General features: G+C 28.8%; 17 protein-coding genes and 1 tRNA gene. 6 read left to right on the forward strand and 12 right to left on the reverse strand.

The genetic code is table 11. The features are described from left to right. Positions 1-25: 25 nt before the first annotated feature. Positions 26-538 (forward strand): hypothetical protein, encoded by a 513-nt coding sequence (locus BUA86_RS05285; RefSeq protein ID WP_072930553.1) that lies wholly within the window; start codon positions 26-28, stop codon positions 536-538. 79 nt (positions 539-617) lie between these two features. Here BUA86_RS05285 and BUA86_RS05290 read toward each other — a convergent pair whose 3' ends face one another. The 6 genes from BUA86_RS05290 to BUA86_RS05315 form a co-directional block, all read right to left on the reverse strand. Then, positions 618-845, reverse strand: a complete 228-nt coding sequence (locus tag BUA86_RS05290; RefSeq protein ID WP_072930555.1) for a hypothetical protein — start codon at positions 843-845, stop codon at positions 618-620. Between the two features lie 54 nt (positions 846-899). Continuing rightward, on the reverse strand, positions 900-1,190 hold the full coding sequence (locus tag BUA86_RS05295; protein WP_143147247.1) for a hypothetical protein: 291 nt from the start codon (positions 1,188-1,190) through the stop codon (positions 900-902). A gap of 162 nt (positions 1,191-1,352) precedes the next feature. Next, positions 1,353-2,003, reverse strand: a complete 651-nt coding sequence (locus BUA86_RS05300; RefSeq protein WP_072930559.1) for a DUF3164 family protein — start codon at positions 2,001-2,003, stop codon at positions 1,353-1,355. A gap of 32 nt (positions 2,004-2,035) precedes the next feature. Then, complete coding sequence (locus BUA86_RS05305; protein ID WP_072930561.1) at positions 2,036-2,962, reverse strand: AAA family ATPase; 927 nt, start codon at positions 2,960-2,962, stop codon at positions 2,036-2,038. Between the two features lie 14 nt (positions 2,963-2,976). After that, positions 2,977-5,157 (reverse strand): DDE-type integrase/transposase/recombinase, encoded by a 2,181-nt coding sequence (locus tag BUA86_RS05310; RefSeq protein WP_083580309.1) that lies wholly within the window; start codon positions 5,155-5,157, stop codon positions 2,977-2,979. Between the two features lie 93 nt (positions 5,158-5,250). Next, a complete protein-coding gene (locus tag BUA86_RS05315) occupies positions 5,251-5,445 on the reverse strand; it encodes a hypothetical protein (protein ID WP_072930565.1) in 195 nt (64 codons plus the stop codon). A gap of 97 nt (positions 5,446-5,542) precedes the next feature. Here BUA86_RS05315 and BUA86_RS05320 point away from each other — a divergent pair, with 97 nt between their 5' ends. The 3 genes from BUA86_RS05320 (at position 5,543) to BUA86_RS05330 (ending at position 8,814) form a co-directional block, all read left to right on the forward strand. Beyond that, positions 5,543-6,409 carry a LexA family transcriptional regulator gene (locus BUA86_RS05320; RefSeq protein ID WP_072930567.1) on the forward strand — a complete coding sequence of 289 codons (867 nt, stop codon included), beginning with the start codon at positions 5,543-5,545 and terminating at the stop codon, positions 6,407-6,409. 42 nt (positions 6,410-6,451) lie between these two features. Then, complete coding sequence (locus BUA86_RS05325) at positions 6,452-7,204, forward strand: LytTR family DNA-binding domain-containing protein (RefSeq protein ID WP_072930569.1); 753 nt, start codon at positions 6,452-6,454, stop codon at positions 7,202-7,204. A gap of 89 nt (positions 7,205-7,293) precedes the next feature. After that, the gene (locus tag BUA86_RS05330) at positions 7,294-8,814 is read left to right on the forward strand and encodes an amidohydrolase family protein (RefSeq protein WP_072930571.1); all 1,521 of its coding nucleotides are present in this window, start codon (positions 7,294-7,296) and stop codon (positions 8,812-8,814) included. Between the two features lie 159 nt (positions 8,815-8,973). On the opposite strand, the gene BUA86_RS05335 is transcribed toward BUA86_RS05330, so the two are convergent. From BUA86_RS05335 to BUA86_RS05350, 4 genes are all read right to left on the reverse strand, one after another. Continuing rightward, a complete protein-coding gene (locus BUA86_RS05335; RefSeq protein ID WP_072930573.1) occupies positions 8,974-9,519 on the reverse strand; it encodes a cysteine hydrolase family protein in 546 nt (181 codons plus the stop codon). 61 nt (positions 9,520-9,580) lie between these two features. Next, positions 9,581-10,453, reverse strand: coding sequence for an AraC family transcriptional regulator (locus BUA86_RS05340; RefSeq protein WP_072930575.1), 873 nt, complete (start codon positions 10,451-10,453; stop codon positions 9,581-9,583). Positions 10,454-10,673: 220 nt separating this feature from the next. Continuing rightward, a complete protein-coding gene (locus BUA86_RS05345; RefSeq protein ID WP_072930577.1) occupies positions 10,674-11,453 on the reverse strand; it encodes an alpha/beta fold hydrolase in 780 nt (259 codons plus the stop codon). A 22-nt stretch (positions 11,454-11,475) separates the two neighbouring features. Continuing rightward, positions 11,476-12,375, reverse strand: coding sequence for an EamA family transporter (locus tag BUA86_RS05350; protein ID WP_072930578.1), 900 nt, complete (start codon positions 12,373-12,375; stop codon positions 11,476-11,478). Between the two features lie 150 nt (positions 12,376-12,525). Here BUA86_RS05350 and BUA86_RS05355 point away from each other — a divergent pair, with 150 nt between their 5' ends. Next, positions 12,526-12,987, forward strand: coding sequence for an Lrp/AsnC family transcriptional regulator (locus BUA86_RS05355; RefSeq protein WP_072930587.1), 462 nt, complete (start codon positions 12,526-12,528; stop codon positions 12,985-12,987). Between the two features lie 378 nt (positions 12,988-13,365). On the opposite strand, the gene BUA86_RS05365 is transcribed toward BUA86_RS05355, so the two are convergent. Further along, positions 13,366-13,450: transfer RNA gene (locus tag BUA86_RS05365), tRNA-Ser, on the reverse strand. Between the two features lie 348 nt (positions 13,451-13,798). Here BUA86_RS05365 and BUA86_RS05370 point away from each other — a divergent pair. After that, on the forward strand, positions 13,799-15,238 hold the full coding sequence (locus tag BUA86_RS05370; RefSeq protein WP_072930880.1) for a glyceraldehyde-3-phosphate dehydrogenase: 1,440 nt from the start codon (positions 13,799-13,801) through the stop codon (positions 15,236-15,238). Between the two features lie 37 nt (positions 15,239-15,275). On the opposite strand, the gene BUA86_RS05375 is transcribed toward BUA86_RS05370, so the two are convergent. Beyond that, positions 15,276-16,325, reverse strand: coding sequence for a hypothetical protein (locus BUA86_RS05375; RefSeq protein ID WP_072930589.1), 1,050 nt, complete (start codon positions 16,323-16,325; stop codon positions 15,276-15,278). Positions 16,326-16,422: the final 97 nt, after the last annotated feature.

A 16,422-nucleotide genomic window follows, 5' to 3' on the forward strand; every position in this document is an offset into this window, starting at 1 on the left:
AAAACTGAATTAAAAAAAGAACAAAATGATAAATTTTTATAATAAAATAATTGCAAAGTTTGAGTCCGAAGAAGTACTCAATAGTTTTGAGGAAGATAACATATCACCACCAAAACAAATTGGTATGTATATGAGACAGGATTTGGATCCTAATAATTTAGATTTATTTGAAGACAATTTCTTATTTATAGATTGGAAAGTAGATCATTCTATAGACTATCCTATTGCTACTATTAGTTTTAGGTTACCATATAAACAATTACGAGATATTTCTAATCCTGTAAATAGAGATTTTGAAGTTAATTTCCTAAAGTATGTGAATAAAGTAAGAGAGATATTAAATGAATTTGAAACTGACACAACTGGAAAACTAGAATTTATTGAAGAAAAGTTTAGTAGAAAGAAAACAGTTGTTGACACGTATGTTTTAAAATTTGAATGTAGTTATATAGGCATTAAGAAACAAGAAGATGAATTGGGTACTTATGAAGAACTATACTTGTCTTCTACTAAATTTTATAATCCTATTATAGATTAAAAACAATTTTGGGAACTATTGTTTTAAGAGTAATTTGCATTTGCAAGTTGCTCTTTTTTTATTCTAAGATTTAAAAAACTTAAAACAATTTTACCTGATTTACATTATCCTTTTCCTGTAAATCTTTTAATTGCTTTTTTACATTAACACCTAAATAATTCTCATAAGTTCGTTGACATATATTAAATTCATTTTCTATGTATAAATAAAAAATCTCTTTAAAATATAATCCTTTTGCACGATGCTCTAGTGTTATTTGCTGAACTTTTAATACTTTATTCAAGTAATTCCTACGATTGTATGCCATCTTTCAAATTATTTCTTCTCCTATTCTTTTTTGTAATTCTGCTGAAATTCCCTTTTAATTTTGATTAAAGGAGAGGTGCTTATTTTTTTGCAACCAAGCTTTAATTCCTAATTGTATAATTGTGTTATTATGATTTTTTTCTAATGCTCTAAATTGCTTTATTAACAAGTCTAATTCATCTAAATTATACCTATACAATTCCTTTTTTAATACACTCCTCTTTAACATCCAATTATTAAATTTCTCCCAAGAATCTACCTCTTTTATCCCTGTTCTAGTTGCAATTGTTAAGGCAATGCTCCGCTTGTTACGTAACATTATCTGCTGTTCGTAATTATTATTCATAACCATATTTATTTTAATTTGTTCCTGCCAAGGACTCGAACCTTGGTGTTTGCCTATCAGGATATTTTTAAGTTTATTTATCTCGATTATTCGATAAATGAAGTATTATTAGAAGCATACAAAGTATAACAAGGACAAGTAGACCGAAAACAATATTAACTATCATAAGCTAGAGAAATTAAGCGTTATATCATTCCATTTTTTTGTATCATTATCCTTAGTATATACCCTAATATATTTTGCAGATCCTACAACTTTCTGACAATCTATTAGCTTATCAAACTCATTTATTAATTCTTCATCTCCTATCTCTCTTACTTGTCTACGCGCTTTTGTTAATAATTTTGGATCATATTCTCCTTTAGAGTTTTTCATAAGAATACCATCTAATAAATTATAAAAGGCTTTATTTCTTCCTTCGAATTTTTTACGAAAAATATCTCTGATAGAGTTAATATGAACAATAGCTTCATCTGCAAAAGAGAAAAGCTCTTTTTCTTCTACCATTAACCTCACAGTTTCATTTTCTAGTTTAAAAGATTTTGTTTCTTTTACTGGTTTACCTTCAATTTCGTACATCAACTTATTAAAGTTCTCTGCTTCATGAATTGTTGTTGTTTTCAATTCTTTTAGAACACTTTGCACCTCTTGATATTTTGATACAACTGCATCTAAAAAATTATTTTTATCACTGTAATACGCCTGTTTACGCTCAGTATTCTTTTTTAATTGTTCTGCTTTTTTCTTATTTGCAAATGCAAATAATTCTTCTACAGACATTTCATTTATTAACTTATTCGTTGCTGTTTCCATAATTTTTTATGTTTGTTTATTAAAATTTGTTATTAATGGTTTGTGAATAATTCATTTAACATTTCTACTGTTACGGGCTCTTTACTTTTTTCACTTTCAATTAATACTGTTGTGATAATATTCTTTAAAGAGTCAAAATCTTTTACTCTAGAAATCAACCAATTGATTACAGTCTTTCTATCAATACCTACCGTTTCACATATTTTTTCAATATCTTCAGAGATATCCGATGAAAAAAATATCCAACCAAAAGACCAACGACGATTAACCTGAATAAACCCTTGTTTACGGCGTTCTGCAGATAAGGAAAGCATTTTCTCTACATCTATTCCAAGTACAACCAATGGAACTACATTTTCTAATTCATCTGCCAAATATTTAATAACTGGTATAATACCCTTTTTAGAATTTTCAAATTCATCAATTATTAAAAAAGCTTCCTCTTTAGATTTTAGTTTATCAATAATATTTTTTAGAATTCTATTTTTTGTACCTATTGTAGGAAGATCTAATTGTTCTGCTAATGAAATAACAAACTCCTTTGTATTAGCTATTTCATCGCATTTCACAAGTGTTACAATTTTTGGATATCTCTTTTTAAAAGCTGTTGCTACATACGTTTTTCCTAAACCTGTATCTCCATCAATACCTCTACGTTCCTTATTTTTTCTAGCATTTTCAAAAGTTAGAATAGCTTGCTTAAAATTGAATGTATTAAAATGCTGCCAATATGTTTTCTCTAACTCATAACCTATTGCGTTAGCAATTTTTTGATAATATTTATCTGCTATTTTAGTTTGTCCATTATATTCAATTCCTCTAAAAATTAAACTAACAGTTCCTTTATTTACACCAGATAATCTTGCTATTTCTGGTTGTTTTATTCCTCTATCATCTAAGAAAACTTTCATAGCTTGTGGAATATCATAAATTCGTTGATTCTGTGTTAAATTTGTCATATTATAAAATTTTGCTAAGACCATTCACTATTATTAAAATCTCGATCTATACGTAGTTTGGTTTTAGTTTGTTTATTACTAATTTTTACTCTTTCACTTTTCCCCTTAGAAGCATTATACATTTCTTTATTACTTCCTAGTGCCATAGATTGGCTGTAACCAATTTCTTGAAAAGCATCTACTAAAGCTTTCTCAAAATCATCTACAGCCTTAGTCTGCATTTTCTTACGATTCATTTGGTGATTTAATCCATTTACAAAATCATCATTCAACTCTGCATGCGACTGGATTGATTTTATTGCTGGTAAACAGGTTAAAATATATTTCCCTTCTAATGTGTATAAATCAGCAGCATTTTCATCCCAAATAACTTTTACTTTTGCATGAGCTGAATAACCAACAGCTTTCGCTATTTGCTCTGTACCTTCGCCCCCATAATTAGGAATTTCAAACTGATATTGTGTAGATTCATTATATCCTTTTGTCTTACTAACATTTACAAAACCACGCATATAACTTAAATCAACTTTTGTATGCTCCGCAAACAAATACCTTAAAATAATAGGATCTATTGATTGACAATTAGGATGTATATTATATTCATATCTTTCGTTTGGAGAAACCTGATCTCTTTGTTTTGTTTCATTCCAGCGTTTAATTAGATGATGCATTATAATACAAGATTCTTCATAAGTAGGTAAATCGTTAATATTGATGTAATCTGGATTCGACTGCCCATCTATTCCTGCATTCCAACTTGTAGAAATAAAAGATTCTATATCTTTTAAACTACGTTTAAACAACCTAAACTGAGTTTCTGCCGGATTTGCCTGAGAGTTACCTACTTCTATTGTTCTCACTTTATCGAATATCATATTAAGAAAGGATTTACTTTCTACAGATGTAAAAGCACCATGATTATCTGAAATAAACTCGAACATTGTTCTATTTCCCGTTTCTTCAATTGCCATTTTCATAGCATTTATAACCATTTGCGTCGTTTCTTTATGAGATCCTTTAGAAGAAGGTGCCCAACCTACAATTTTTTTACTTGCAACATCTGTAATTAATATTACATACAGCTTCATTGTATTTCTTTTTCCATTTTTATCTGTGTAGGAATAATTTATTGTTCCTGACCCATCTGCACAGAATAAAGAATGCGAATATTTTAATCTTTCCGCTGTTACATAAGTCTGTATATTCTTTTTATAATGTTCGATCCCATGTCTTTCTCTAGCGGTTTTAATTTCATTATTAAATCGCGACAAATGATGGCAAAATGTTCTGTATGATATAGGTTTCATTCCAAATTCTACTATATCATTACAATACTTATCTTCCCAAAGCGCGTGTAAAAATTCCTTTGTAGCAGAACCAGGATTCATATATAAATTAAACATCATTGCTTGATGAATATCAAATTGAAAAATTTCTCCTGTATCCTCATTAAATATTGGATATTTACCAACTATCTGAGCATTTTGATTCCCATATTTATTTGAAATAAAAAAATCAAGCTGCGCTTTATTATCACTTTTAGGGAATTTATATATTACTATATTTCTTAAATATTCTGCAGAACTAATTTTAAACCCTTCAAGGTTTAGAGGTGCTAAAATCTCTGAACAGATTGAATAAAAATCTTGTTTTCTAAGTATTCCAAGTTGTTTAAAATTATTATCACTCAATTGTTTCAAAATCCAAACACACCATGCTTTCGCAGTAGCCATTTCTTCTGCCTGTTTTCTTGTAAATGTTACATGAGCTTCGTACATATAGTACTTTACATCATTATTTTTTACAGTAGACATTACTTGATTAGTAATATTATTTTTAATAAAATCCTCATTACCAATATCATTAATACTCGTTAAAATTTGATATTGCTGTAGAAGTTCATGTTTTGTTCCTAATTTAGATTTATAAAATTTAGGTTTTCTATCAGGGATACAATCATAGTCATAGTAAAACTGACCTTTTACCTTTGCCCATCTCCAAGACTTTCCTGTATATGGTAGATAATCTGTTTGCTTACATACTTGTTCTGATATTGATTTTTTGAACATGTTTCTGATACGCCAAGTATATTCTTCTGAAATCTGACATACTTCCATTAAAAGTCGTTGAGAAATCCAAAGACTCTCTTCCTCCTTATATTTACGTAGAATTATATCATTATTCAGAATTCTCATTTTTGTTTTACTAAAGATTTTATTTTAAATAATATTATTTCTCATTATTAATCTCATTTACCAGAACTTTAAAAAAAGCATCTAACACTATTTCTAAGTTTGTTTCTTGCATGGTTCTAATATTTTTGATAACTCATCAAATTTTTCCATTATCTGTTTAGCTCCTTTAGATCTTTTTTTACGATCTCCCATAACAACCTTTTTACAATAAGAAGAACTAAAACCTGTTGCTTTATGTAGCTGATACCAAATATTATTACTTCTTGCATTCTTAACTATACTACTCATATATCAATATTTTATCTTATTTTTGTGAGAGTGCAACGGGACAAATATACGCAAACTGAGTACAAAAACAACAAAACGCATAATAAATTTACGCAAAATGAGTAAAAATTTAGATAAGAAATTCATTTTAAACACGATAAAGGAGTTATATGATTTTAACTCAGATACAGATTTTGCTAAATTTTTAGGAATAAAGCCGCAAACGCTTTCTTCATGGCATTCAAGAAATACTTTCGACACAGAACTCCTTTACGCAAAATGCGAAGAAGTATCTGCAGAATTTCTATTAACTGGAGATAAAAAGAAGTTAAAACGAAATCAACAAAATACCTTACAATATGAAACTGTAAGAAAAAGTGTAAGTATTTCTGATGATACAAGAAATACAAATTCCCTTACAGTTCTAAGAGAAAGTCAGGAAAATTATTCTCATACACCAAGAGTAGTTACAGTTGATAAACAAGGTCGAGATAATGTTGTTTTAGTTCCTAACAAAGCTGCAGCAGGATATCTTTCCGGATATGGTGATACTGCTTTTATACAGTCTTTACCAACATATAATCTACCCAATATAAATAATGGTACATTTAGAATGTTTCAGGTTGCAGGAGATTCTATGGAACCAACAATACAAAACCAGTCTTATGTTGTTGGAGAATGGAAAGAAAACTGGAGTGAAGATATAAAAGACGGAAGAGTATATATATTTGTAATACAAACAGATGACTATGAAGGTATATTAGTTAAAAGAGCTTTAAATCGTATAGATAAATATGGTAATATACTTTTAAAATCTGATAACAGAGTTTACAGCACAAAAAATTTCATTCCGTCTGATATAAAAGAAGTTTGGGAAGTAAAATTATATCTATCGTTCAACATCCCTGATCCTTCAACAATTTATGATAGAATGAATGATCTTGAAGCAGATATTTTCCAACTAAAAGAACAATTAAAAAAATAAAGTTAATATTATTGTATTTTTCATTTAACGTATGATAGATTGATGAAAAAATTAAATCCTTCGATAAAGCATCATATAATATTAGGAGCTTTTATCAGCATATGGTTTTTTATTTTTGCTTTTTTAATTAGACCATTTGACGATGGAACGATTAGCTTTTATAACTGGATTATTATTAGTGTTGGATTTAGTGTAATAGCATTTTTGTGCTACATTGTTCTTGCCCTAATTCAAAAAAGAGTTTATAATAAACTCTCAAAATGGAATATAACATTTGAAATAATAAGTTTACTTTTTTTTCAATTACTTTTTTTAGTAAGTACCTATTCTTTTTATAAAAGTACCATACTAAACGGAGGTTATAATTTTTTGGAATTTCTTTGGGTAATCATTTTTAGGTTGATTTTAATTTCGACTCCAATAATAATTTTAGCGAGAATATACATCGTTAAATTAATTCCAGTTAAAAATGACATCATTACTATTAGAGGAGATAACAAACTAGATATTTTAAAAATAAATAAAGAAGATTTAGTCTGTATTTCTAATTCACAAAACTATATTGAGGTCTTCTTTTTAGAAGGAAACAAATTAAAAACAAAACTTCTTAGAAGCACACTTAAAAAAGTACAGAGTGATTTTGATTTTTTAGTTCAGGTTCATCGTTCACACTTAATAAATCCTACTCATTTCAAATCTTGGAAAAATCAGTATACTATTTTTCTTACTCAAATAGAACTTCCTGTTTCCAAAAATTACAAACCTTATTTATTATCCTTACAACTCCATCCCTAAAACGATACACTTCATCCCTAATCCCTGAATAGCTACTGTTTAAGAGCATTTTTAGATTTACTTTGTTTTTGATTAAAAGTAAATTATTTATGAAAAAAAATGGAATCCGAAAAGTTCTATATTCGTTTGTTATACTATTGAGTATTCTTATTTGTGTCTTCGTATGGGCAGACTATGAGTTAAATAAAGTTAATGGAAAATCTACTGAAGTTATTGATTTTTCTTCCATTCATAAAGCGAATAAAATAAGTGTAATACGAAATGTCAATATACTTTCAGAAGATTGTACCCATTTCATCAAAAATCAAGATGTAATAATAAAAAATGGTACAATTATCAAAATATCTCAAAGACAAAGTTTTGATGAAACAGTCACTATTATTGACGGAACAGATAAATTTTTGATTCCTGGACTCATAGACAGTCATGTACATTTAAAAGAAAGTAAAAATGATTTATTTTTATATCTCGCAAATGGTGTAACCTATATTAGAGAGATGGCAGGCCAACCTCATATCTTGGAATGGAGAAAATCAATCAAAAAAAACGGTCTTGGACCACGAATGTTTGTTGCCTCTCCTCCTATATTTAGTGAAAACGGATTGGGCGGTTATTATTACAGTTGGACTAGGCAATCTATCAATTATTCAAACAGAGAAGATGCTGAAAAAGCAATCGAAAAGATAAGCGAACAAGGTTATGATGCCATTAAAATGTATGGTTTTGTAAATCCAGAAATTTTTAAAACCACCATAGAAATTGCAAATAAAAAACATATTCCAGTTATTGGACATATTCCTTTGGTTGATCTTGAAACTTTTTATAAATCGGGACAGAAAGAAGTGGCGCATGTTGAAGAATTAGTGGTAAAAAGCATCGATGAGTTTGGAAAACCAATTTCTAAAAACCAAAAAGAATACTTAGACTTTTTGAAGATACGCTCGTCCCAAATCGCAAAAAAAATTAAAGAAAATAACATGAGTGTAACCTCAACAGTTTGGTTATGTGAAAGTTTTGAAGATCAGAGATTCGATTTAAAATCTAAGCTTCAAAAAATTGAATTAAAATTTGTTAATCCAAAAATAATAGAAGGAACTATGCTCTATAAAATGGGATGGTTACCTGGCACAAATGGATATGAATACGATGGAAAAGATAACCCTGATGCTAAAAAATTATCACTCATATTCTGGAAGACTTACACAGAAGCTGTTCATATAATGACAAAAGCATTATTAGATCATAAAGTAACAATTATGGCAGGAACAGATGCTAATGTAGCAACTGTAGTTCCTGGATTTTCTCTTCACAATGAGTTAGAGTCTTTATCAAAGTCAGGAATGACAAACTCAGAGATCATTTATTCTGCTACTGTTGCTCCAGCTAATTGGATGAAAACTAAAGTTGGAAAAATAAAAACAGGATATTATTCAGATTTAGTATTGCTCTCAAAAAATCCATTAGAGGATATAAAAAACACAAAAACTATTGAATATGTATTTTTTAATAAATATATAATTGACAAAGCTCAAATCAAAACAATTTTCAAAGGTATAGAAGATGCTAATAACAAAAATAGAAATGTGAAAATTGATGAATATTTAAATTAAAATAACAAAACAATGTCTGCAAAATGGATATCTGATGGATGACTTATCAATTTCATTTAGAATATTAGTTCCCTAAATGAAATTGATAATAACTAAGAATTAATCTAAAAAAAGGTTTAATGATTATAAACCATTAAACCTTTTTAGATTTTTAAATCATTAGTTCTTCAAGAACTCTTCAGTACATTTTACATCAGCATATATAAATGATAAAGCCGATAGAAATGCATGATGAACATCTTCTGCTTTAACTATTTTTCCATTAATTTCTAAATCTCTCGAAGCGCAAGCATCTCCAATTACAGTACATTTATATTCAAAATCAAATGCAGCTCTAGTTGTTGCATCTACACACATATGTGTCATCATTCCTGTAATTACAACTTCTGTTACTTCATTTTCTTTTAAATAATCTAACAAATCTGTTTCTCTAAAACTATTCGGATAACTTTTCTGAAAAACTTTTTCATCTTTAAGAGGTTTTACGTTTTCATGAATTTCAACACCATTAGTTCCTACACTCATAAATGGAGCATCACTTGGATTTACATGTTGAATATGAGCAATTGGTAGATTATTTGCTCTAAAATATTCGAGAACTTTACTTGCGTTAATACTTGCTTCTACAGGATTAACTAATGGAAAAGCGCCATTTTCAAAATAATCATTTTGAATATCAATAACGATTAATGCTTGTTTACTCATAACTATTCTATTTTATGAGACAAAAATACCTTTAGCTAAAAACATTAATACTACCAAAAGATTAATAAGAGATACCATTTTGATAATCCTCTAAAAACTCACTTGTTGTGATTCCTGTTTGACGTTTAAAAAACCTCATTAAATGATTAGGTTCTGAAAAATGAAGTTTGTTAGCTATTTGCGCAACAGTTAACTCTGTATGAATAAGATAATCTTTTATTTCAAAAAGCAATCGTTGTTTTAAAAGTTCTGTTGCAGTAATATTAAATTGCTCTTTTACTGCTTTATTTAATGAAATACGACTAATATTTAAAAGCTCTATATAATCATTAATTCTTTGTTTCTCTTTAATATGAGTTTCCATTAATTGTTTAAATAGAAAAGCATAATTGGTATCATCCTTTTTATAAGATAAGTTATACTTCTCAGCATATTCTCTATTAAGTTTTTGCAGAATATAATAGATAAGAGAACGAATAATATGTACACTATCTTCTTTCGTTTTTTGTAATTCCTCTTTCATTTCTGATAAGAATACACAATATCGCTTTATTATTTCATTATCAACATTAAGAATTAAAGGAAATTCTGTTTGATAAAAATAGTGCAATCTGTAAGTAAAAAGTTTATCTGAAAAGAAATCATTCAAAAAATCCTCTTGAAAAACTAATAATGTAAATTCTAAATTCTCAACATTAACATTCCAACTCTTTTTTTGATAAGGAGAAATAAACACTATCGAATTATCGGAAATCTCACTTTTCTTATGATTTAATATTAAATGTCCATTTCCTTTTTTAAAGAAGAAAACTTCAAAAAAATCTGTATTGGAATACTCTGAAGTAAAATAATTTTCTCTAAAATCTATACTATGTATAACATTTAGCAAAAAGTCGACTCCACATTCTGTTTTATTGAATTTTAATGTTTCCAAATCTTAGTATTCTTTTAAACAAAGATACAAACTATGTTATTTAGATTTCCAAAGCTTCAGAAAAAGCAAAAAAACCAACAGATTACTCTATTGGGTTTTCTTAGCGGACTAAAAGGTATTTCTGTCAGATAATTATTAATATCCTCATCAAAAAAATCGACCTAAAAACAATATAACAAATAGTTACGCAAATATTTTTAGTATAATTTTCATTAAAAAACTATATATTCTTAATAAACTCTTTAACCGCATTAAAAGTTAATTCTGGTGCTTCTTTATGTGGCGTGTGTCCTACATTCTTGATAATGTATTTTTCGGCTTTTCCATTTATTTGACTAATGGTTTTTTCAACTTGTTCTAGTGTTCCATATTCATCTAATTCTCCTTGCACAAATAAAAGAGGACAGGTAATTTGTGGTAAAAAATATTCAATATTCCAATCTCTGTAATCGCTGCGTGTCCACGTTTCCGTCCACGATCTGAATATAGCCTCTACTTTATCGTTGTGATACTTTGCTAAACGTTCAGGAAGATTGGATGTTTTATAAGCTTCCATTGCTTTATAAATACCTTTTAAAGTAACATCTTCTACAAAAATGTGTCCTGCTTCACAAATCAGGGCTTTCATTTTTTCGGGATATTTACTTGCTGAAATTAAAGCAATAGAACCACCATCACTGTGTCCAAATAAAATAACATTGTTTATTTCCAATATGGTTAATAATTCATTCAAAACATCTGCTTCTAGTTCTAAATAATCAACTGGTCTTTCATGTGTCAGCATCGGTTCTGACTTACCATAACCTAAACGATCATAAACTAATACATTATTTTGTGTGGCTTCAGCTAATTTTTGTGGAAAATCACGCCATAGTTGTACACAACCTAAACTATCATGTAAAAAAACAATAGTTGGTTTATTTGGGTAATTGTATTGTAATTCAACATAAAGCTGTTTACCGTTTACGTCTATCAATGAATGGATGTTTTTCTGTTGCATAATATATTTGGTAGATTTACTTTTAAGGGATTAGTTCTACAGTTTTATTTTCTTTTTTCGCTTTTACAAGGTTTAGCCAGATAATAGATCCAATCATTATTGCTATTCCGATGATTTGTAAAAAAGTAATATGTTCCCCAAGTATAATATGAGCACAAAAAACAACTGCTGGCAGTTCCAATGTCAATAATATAGAACTCAAACCTGCACCGATTTTAGGCATTCCAATTGTAAAACATATAGGCGGAATTACGGTTCCAAAAAAGGCTAAAAATATCCCCCATTTCAACAAGCCAATATCAAGGTGTGCACTCGTTGTAATGGATTGAAAATTGATTAAAAGTATCATCATTGCTGAACCTGTTGTCATCAATGCACTTTTTTCAAACATAGGTGTTTCATTACCTAATTTACTCATGAAGAGTACATAAATAGTATAAAGAAAGGCTGACGATAATGCTAATAAAATTCCTGTGACTGAAAAATTAAGATTGTTTACATTCAGTAAATTTCCTGCTAAAACAGTTCCGAAAACAATGATAACAGAAGCAATAATTTGCAATTTAGAAAGTCGTTTTTTGAAAACCAACCATTCAGCTAAATTGCTAATCCACGAAACTTGCATTAGCAAAACAATCGCCAATGAAACTGGAATATATTTTACCGAAAGATAAAAACTGAAAGCTGAAAAACCCATTGAAGTTCCTGCTAAAATAAGTTTCCAATTTCCTACTAATTTTAACGAACGATTTTTCACACTTTTAAACAATACAACTGACCATAAAATAATTGCCCCAATAGCTGCTTGTACAAAAGTAATTTCCCCAGCAGTATAACCTTGTCCATAAGCAATTTTTGCAAATGATGTTAATGTGCCATAACTAATAGCACCTAATGCAACTATAATTATATATTTAGTCATAATCTTATTTTATCCATACAAAATTATAAATTATCATATTTAGTATTTATTAAACAATATAAATATGTAAAAATTCCTATTAATTGAATTAAAAATCGTTTTTTATACAAAATTTATATTTACTTTTTTATCTTTAACGGAAAAAATCCGATGGAAGAACTAAACAAACAGGAAATTGAGTTGTTGAGATCATTACAAAAAAACTCACGCTTTGATATTTCAGACTTAACAGAACGCCTAAATATGTCTCGTACTTCTGTTTATGATAAAATAAAAAAATTGGAAAACGAGGGTTATATTAAAGAGTATGTTGCTATTATTGACCAAAAAAAGTTAGGACTTAAATTTACTGTGATCGTTAATGTTTCTCTGAACAGCCAACGTATTGAATATGTAGATGAATTTTTAGAAAGAATTTCTAATTTGAATGAAGTTATGGAAGCCTATGTAACAGGCGGTATATTTGATGTAGTTTTAAAAGTTGTTGTAAAAGACCCTGAAGCATATAACGACTTTGTTGCCAATAAACTTTCAGCGATACCACACATCAGTAAAATACAAAGCTCTTTTGTAATGCGTTATATAAAGCAAACATCAGCCTTACCATTTTAGAAAGTACACAACAGTTTCATATTATTAATTACTACTTCAAAATCTCTTTAATTAGTATTACAAATCCAATGTCTTTATTTCCATTCATTTCTAAATATCTAGAAGCACAAGCGTACTAATCATAGTAAATTTATTTTGAAAAATAGAATTTTCAAAAACCTCAGGAAAAACAAAAAAAACCCAACAGATTGCTCTCTTGGGTTTTCTTAGCGGAGAGTGAGGAATTATTTCATATTCCCAATTAAAGGAAAGTGATTCTAAGAAAACCCTATATGCTCCGCATCTATTTTTTTGTTTTTCTTTCACTCTTTGAAATATAATTTCAAGAGTTTCAAAAAAACAAAAAACCCAACAGATTACTCTATTGGGTTTTCTTAGCGGAGAGTGAGGGATTCGAACCCCCGGAGGTGTGACCCTCAACAGTTTTCAAGACTGCCGCATTCGACCACTCTGCCAACTCTCCTGCAACACCGACTATTTCGATATTGAGAGTGCAAATATAGTAGCTTTTTTTGTTTTATCAAATAAAATTTAAAATCAACTCTATTAACGAAAACGTTATAGTTAAACCTTTCTTATAACACAAAAACTCATAAAAACCAATTATACAACTATTTAAATCAACTATTTTTTGTTGAAAAATATTTTAAGATTATTCTATAAACTTAGTTTTTATGTTGTTTTCGTGTGCCCATTTTCTAAAATACATGATAATAATTAGTTTTAACAAAAAAAAGTTACGAAATCGTTATAATTGATTACTTTTGCAATTAATAATTATAAACACAACAACAAAAAACAATTCCTTAAAATGAACAACCTTTCTTATGACCAGCAACTTAACTCATTTAATGAGGTAAATAAAAAAGTTGCGGAACTTATAAAAATCGTTTCTGATTTATGGTATGAACAATCAATAGAATTAGTGATTTTTCGTAACCAGTTAATTGACAAAAATGTTAGCGATGTTATTAATTTACATCAATATGCAGAGGAATTTGTAGGAGAAAGCATTACTGTAGCGGATACTTTATCTATAGCGAAAATTATTTCGGAGCTTAATTTACCAGCTTCTCGTTTAGATATAGGAAAATTGGCAACAGAATACAAAAGAGGAAACTATAGTTCTTTACAAAGTTTCGTAGAAGACAAATTATCTACTGGTAAAGAAACTAAAAATGTTGAACCAAAAGATGTTGTATTATATGGTTTTGGTAGAATTGGACGTTTATTAGCGCGTGAATTAGCTTCTAAAACTGGTAAAGGTCAACAATTAAGACTTCGTGCAGTTGTTACAAGAGATAAAAATGATGCTGTTTTATTAGAGAAACGCGCTTCTTTATTACGTCACGATTCTGTTCACGGGGATTTTAATGGTAATGTAATTACAGATCATGAGAATAATGCTTTAATTATAAACGGTGTTACTGTTTACATGATTTATGCAGCTCAACCAGAAGATGTAGATTATACAGCTTATGGTATAAACAATGCTTTAGTAATAGATAATACAGGTGTTTTTAAAGATGACGTTGCATTGTCTCGCCATTTAGTTTCTAAAGGTGCTGATAAAGTATTATTAACTGCTCCAGGAAAAAATGTTCCGAATATTGTTTACGGAGTAAATCATGAAGAATATTCTCCAAAAGAGGTTAATATTTTTTCGGCTGCATCTTGTACAACAAATGCTATTACACCAATTTTAAAAGTTATTGAAGATAATTTAGGTGTTGTAAAAGGACATTTAGAAACGATACATGCTTATACTAATGACCAAAATTTGGTTGATAATATGCACAAAAAATATCGCCGTGGACGTGCTGCTGCACTTAATATGGTGATAACAGAAACTGGCGCTGGAACTGCTGTAGCAAAAGCTTTACCTAGTTTATCTGGTAAATTAACATCGAATGCTATTCGCGTTCCTGTTCCAAATGGTTCTTTAGTTGTTTTAAATTTAGAAGTTGATAAAAATACTTCTATTGAAAATGTAAACAACATTATGAAAGAAGCTGCTTTAAATGGAGAATTAGTTGAGCAAATAAAATACTCTTTAAACAACGAGTTGGTTTCTTCTGATATTGTAGGAACTTCTGCTCCTTCTATTTTTGACAGCAATGCAACAATAGTTTCTGCAGATGGTAAAAACATTGTACTATATGTTTGGTACGATAACGAATATGGATACAGCCACCAAGTAATGCGTTTAGCAAAACATATTGCTGGTGTTAGACGATATACATACTATTAGTAGTATTTTTTCCCTTTATTTTAAAATTAACCCATCATCATTTCTGATTGATGGGTTTTTCTTTTAAGCTATCATGAATTGCCTTATCTAATATTTCTCCCATTTGGGTAAAATTAAGATAGTCTGGATTTTTATAAAATCTTGCAAATCCGCTTTGTAATTGTTTTATATTTTCTGGAGTGGATATAGCATCTACTTTAATAATCTTCATTAAATCACGAAAACGTTTAGAACTGTTTGAGATTCTTTTTGTAATTAATGACCGTACTTCTTTCCTATACTGAACAATAGAGTTTGGTTTCAATCTACTCTCCACCATATCAACCATTACTTTATTTTCTTTGAAATATTGTGGTCGATAAACTTTTAGATTTCCTTCATAACATTGTTGATCAAAATCGATAGGACGAATACGGTAAATTACTTGGTCAAAATCGTGAATGGGAATAACAACATAATTATATGAACGCATATCTCCAAGAAGTCCAATAAAGCATCGTTCATTAAATTTAACAAACTCTTTTGCTATTTGACTCTTCTCTAAATCGGTACATTTATCTAAATAATTATTAATAAAAACATCTCCTGGAATTCCAGAAATATGTTCCTCTATTAATGTATTTTTATAAACTAAGAAATTAATTCGGTGCGGAGATAAAATATCTTCTAATTCTAAGCCATAAACACGTGAAGCGTCAGCTTGCTTAATGTAAAAATTGGTGTAATTATCATTCAGAATATTTCTAACACGAATACGAAATGGTTTAGAGTTTCCGAAAGTGCAATAATCAATAGAATCAACAACCAAATAAGGCAAAGAATCCTCATCTCCATCAGAATGTAAATACGTATAAATTCTATTTAAGTTATCTTGTATTTCTTGATGTTCAGAATCAGGATAATATAATCCTAACCAATGTGTATCATTTCCATTTTTGTCCTCTAATGCAACACAACCAGTAAATCGCATTAAATCTTCATATTCTAAGGTTACTTTAGTCGTACGATTATATTTTTGTAAGTATTGATTGAGTCCTTTGCTTATTGGATAAATGGGTTTTCTGAATTCTATTTTTACATCTTTCATTCTTCAAAAATTATCTCTGATTGAATTATATAATGCTAAAATTACTTATAATAATTGGTACTTGAATTAATATTTGCTAATTTTCAGTATCATCTAA

This window comes from Chishuiella changwenlii (assembly GCF_900142565.1).
In the GTDB taxonomy this organism is placed as follows: Bacteria; Bacteroidota; Bacteroidia; order Flavobacteriales; family Weeksellaceae; genus Empedobacter; species Empedobacter changwenlii.

Bases quoted from the DNA above. Each gene is read 5' to 3' on its own strand.
- BUA86_RS05285 (WP_072930553.1), top strand. From the start codon at position 26: ATGATAAATTTTTATAATAAAATAATTGCAAAGTTTGAGTCCGAAGAA.
- BUA86_RS05290 (WP_072930555.1), bottom strand. From the start codon at position 845: ATGGCATACAATCGTAGGAATTACTTGAATAAAGTATTAAAAGTTCAG.
- BUA86_RS05295 (WP_143147247.1), bottom strand. From the start codon at position 1,190: ATGAATAATAATTACGAACAGCAGATAATGTTACGTAACAAGCGGAGC.
- BUA86_RS05300 (WP_072930559.1), bottom strand. From the start codon at position 2,003: ATGGAAACAGCAACGAATAAGTTAATAAATGAAATGTCTGTAGAAGAA.
- BUA86_RS05305 (WP_072930561.1), bottom strand. From the start codon at position 2,962: ATGACAAATTTAACACAGAATCAACGAATTTATGATATTCCACAAGCT.
- BUA86_RS05310 (WP_083580309.1), bottom strand. From the start codon at position 5,157: ATGAGAATTCTGAATAATGATATAATTCTACGTAAATATAAGGAGGAA.
- BUA86_RS05315 (WP_072930565.1), bottom strand. From the start codon at position 5,445: ATGAGTAGTATAGTTAAGAATGCAAGAAGTAATAATATTTGGTATCAG.
- BUA86_RS05320 (WP_072930567.1), top strand. From the start codon at position 5,543: ATGAGTAAAAATTTAGATAAGAAATTCATTTTAAACACGATAAAGGAG.
- BUA86_RS05325 (WP_072930569.1), top strand. From the start codon at position 6,452: ATGAAAAAATTAAATCCTTCGATAAAGCATCATATAATATTAGGAGCT.
- BUA86_RS05330 (WP_072930571.1), top strand. From the start codon at position 7,294: ATGAAAAAAAATGGAATCCGAAAAGTTCTATATTCGTTTGTTATACTA.
- BUA86_RS05335 (WP_072930573.1), bottom strand. From the start codon at position 9,519: ATGAGTAAACAAGCATTAATCGTTATTGATATTCAAAATGATTATTTT.
- BUA86_RS05345 (WP_072930577.1), bottom strand. From the start codon at position 11,453: ATGCAACAGAAAAACATCCATTCATTGATAGACGTAAACGGTAAACAG.
- BUA86_RS05350 (WP_072930578.1), bottom strand. From the start codon at position 12,375: ATGACTAAATATATAATTATAGTTGCATTAGGTGCTATTAGTTATGGC.
- BUA86_RS05355 (WP_072930587.1), top strand. From the start codon at position 12,526: ATGGAAGAACTAAACAAACAGGAAATTGAGTTGTTGAGATCATTACAA.
- BUA86_RS05370 (WP_072930880.1), top strand. From the start codon at position 13,799: ATGAACAACCTTTCTTATGACCAGCAACTTAACTCATTTAATGAGGTA.
- BUA86_RS05375 (WP_072930589.1), bottom strand. From the start codon at position 16,325: ATGAAAGATGTAAAAATAGAATTCAGAAAACCCATTTATCCAATAAGC.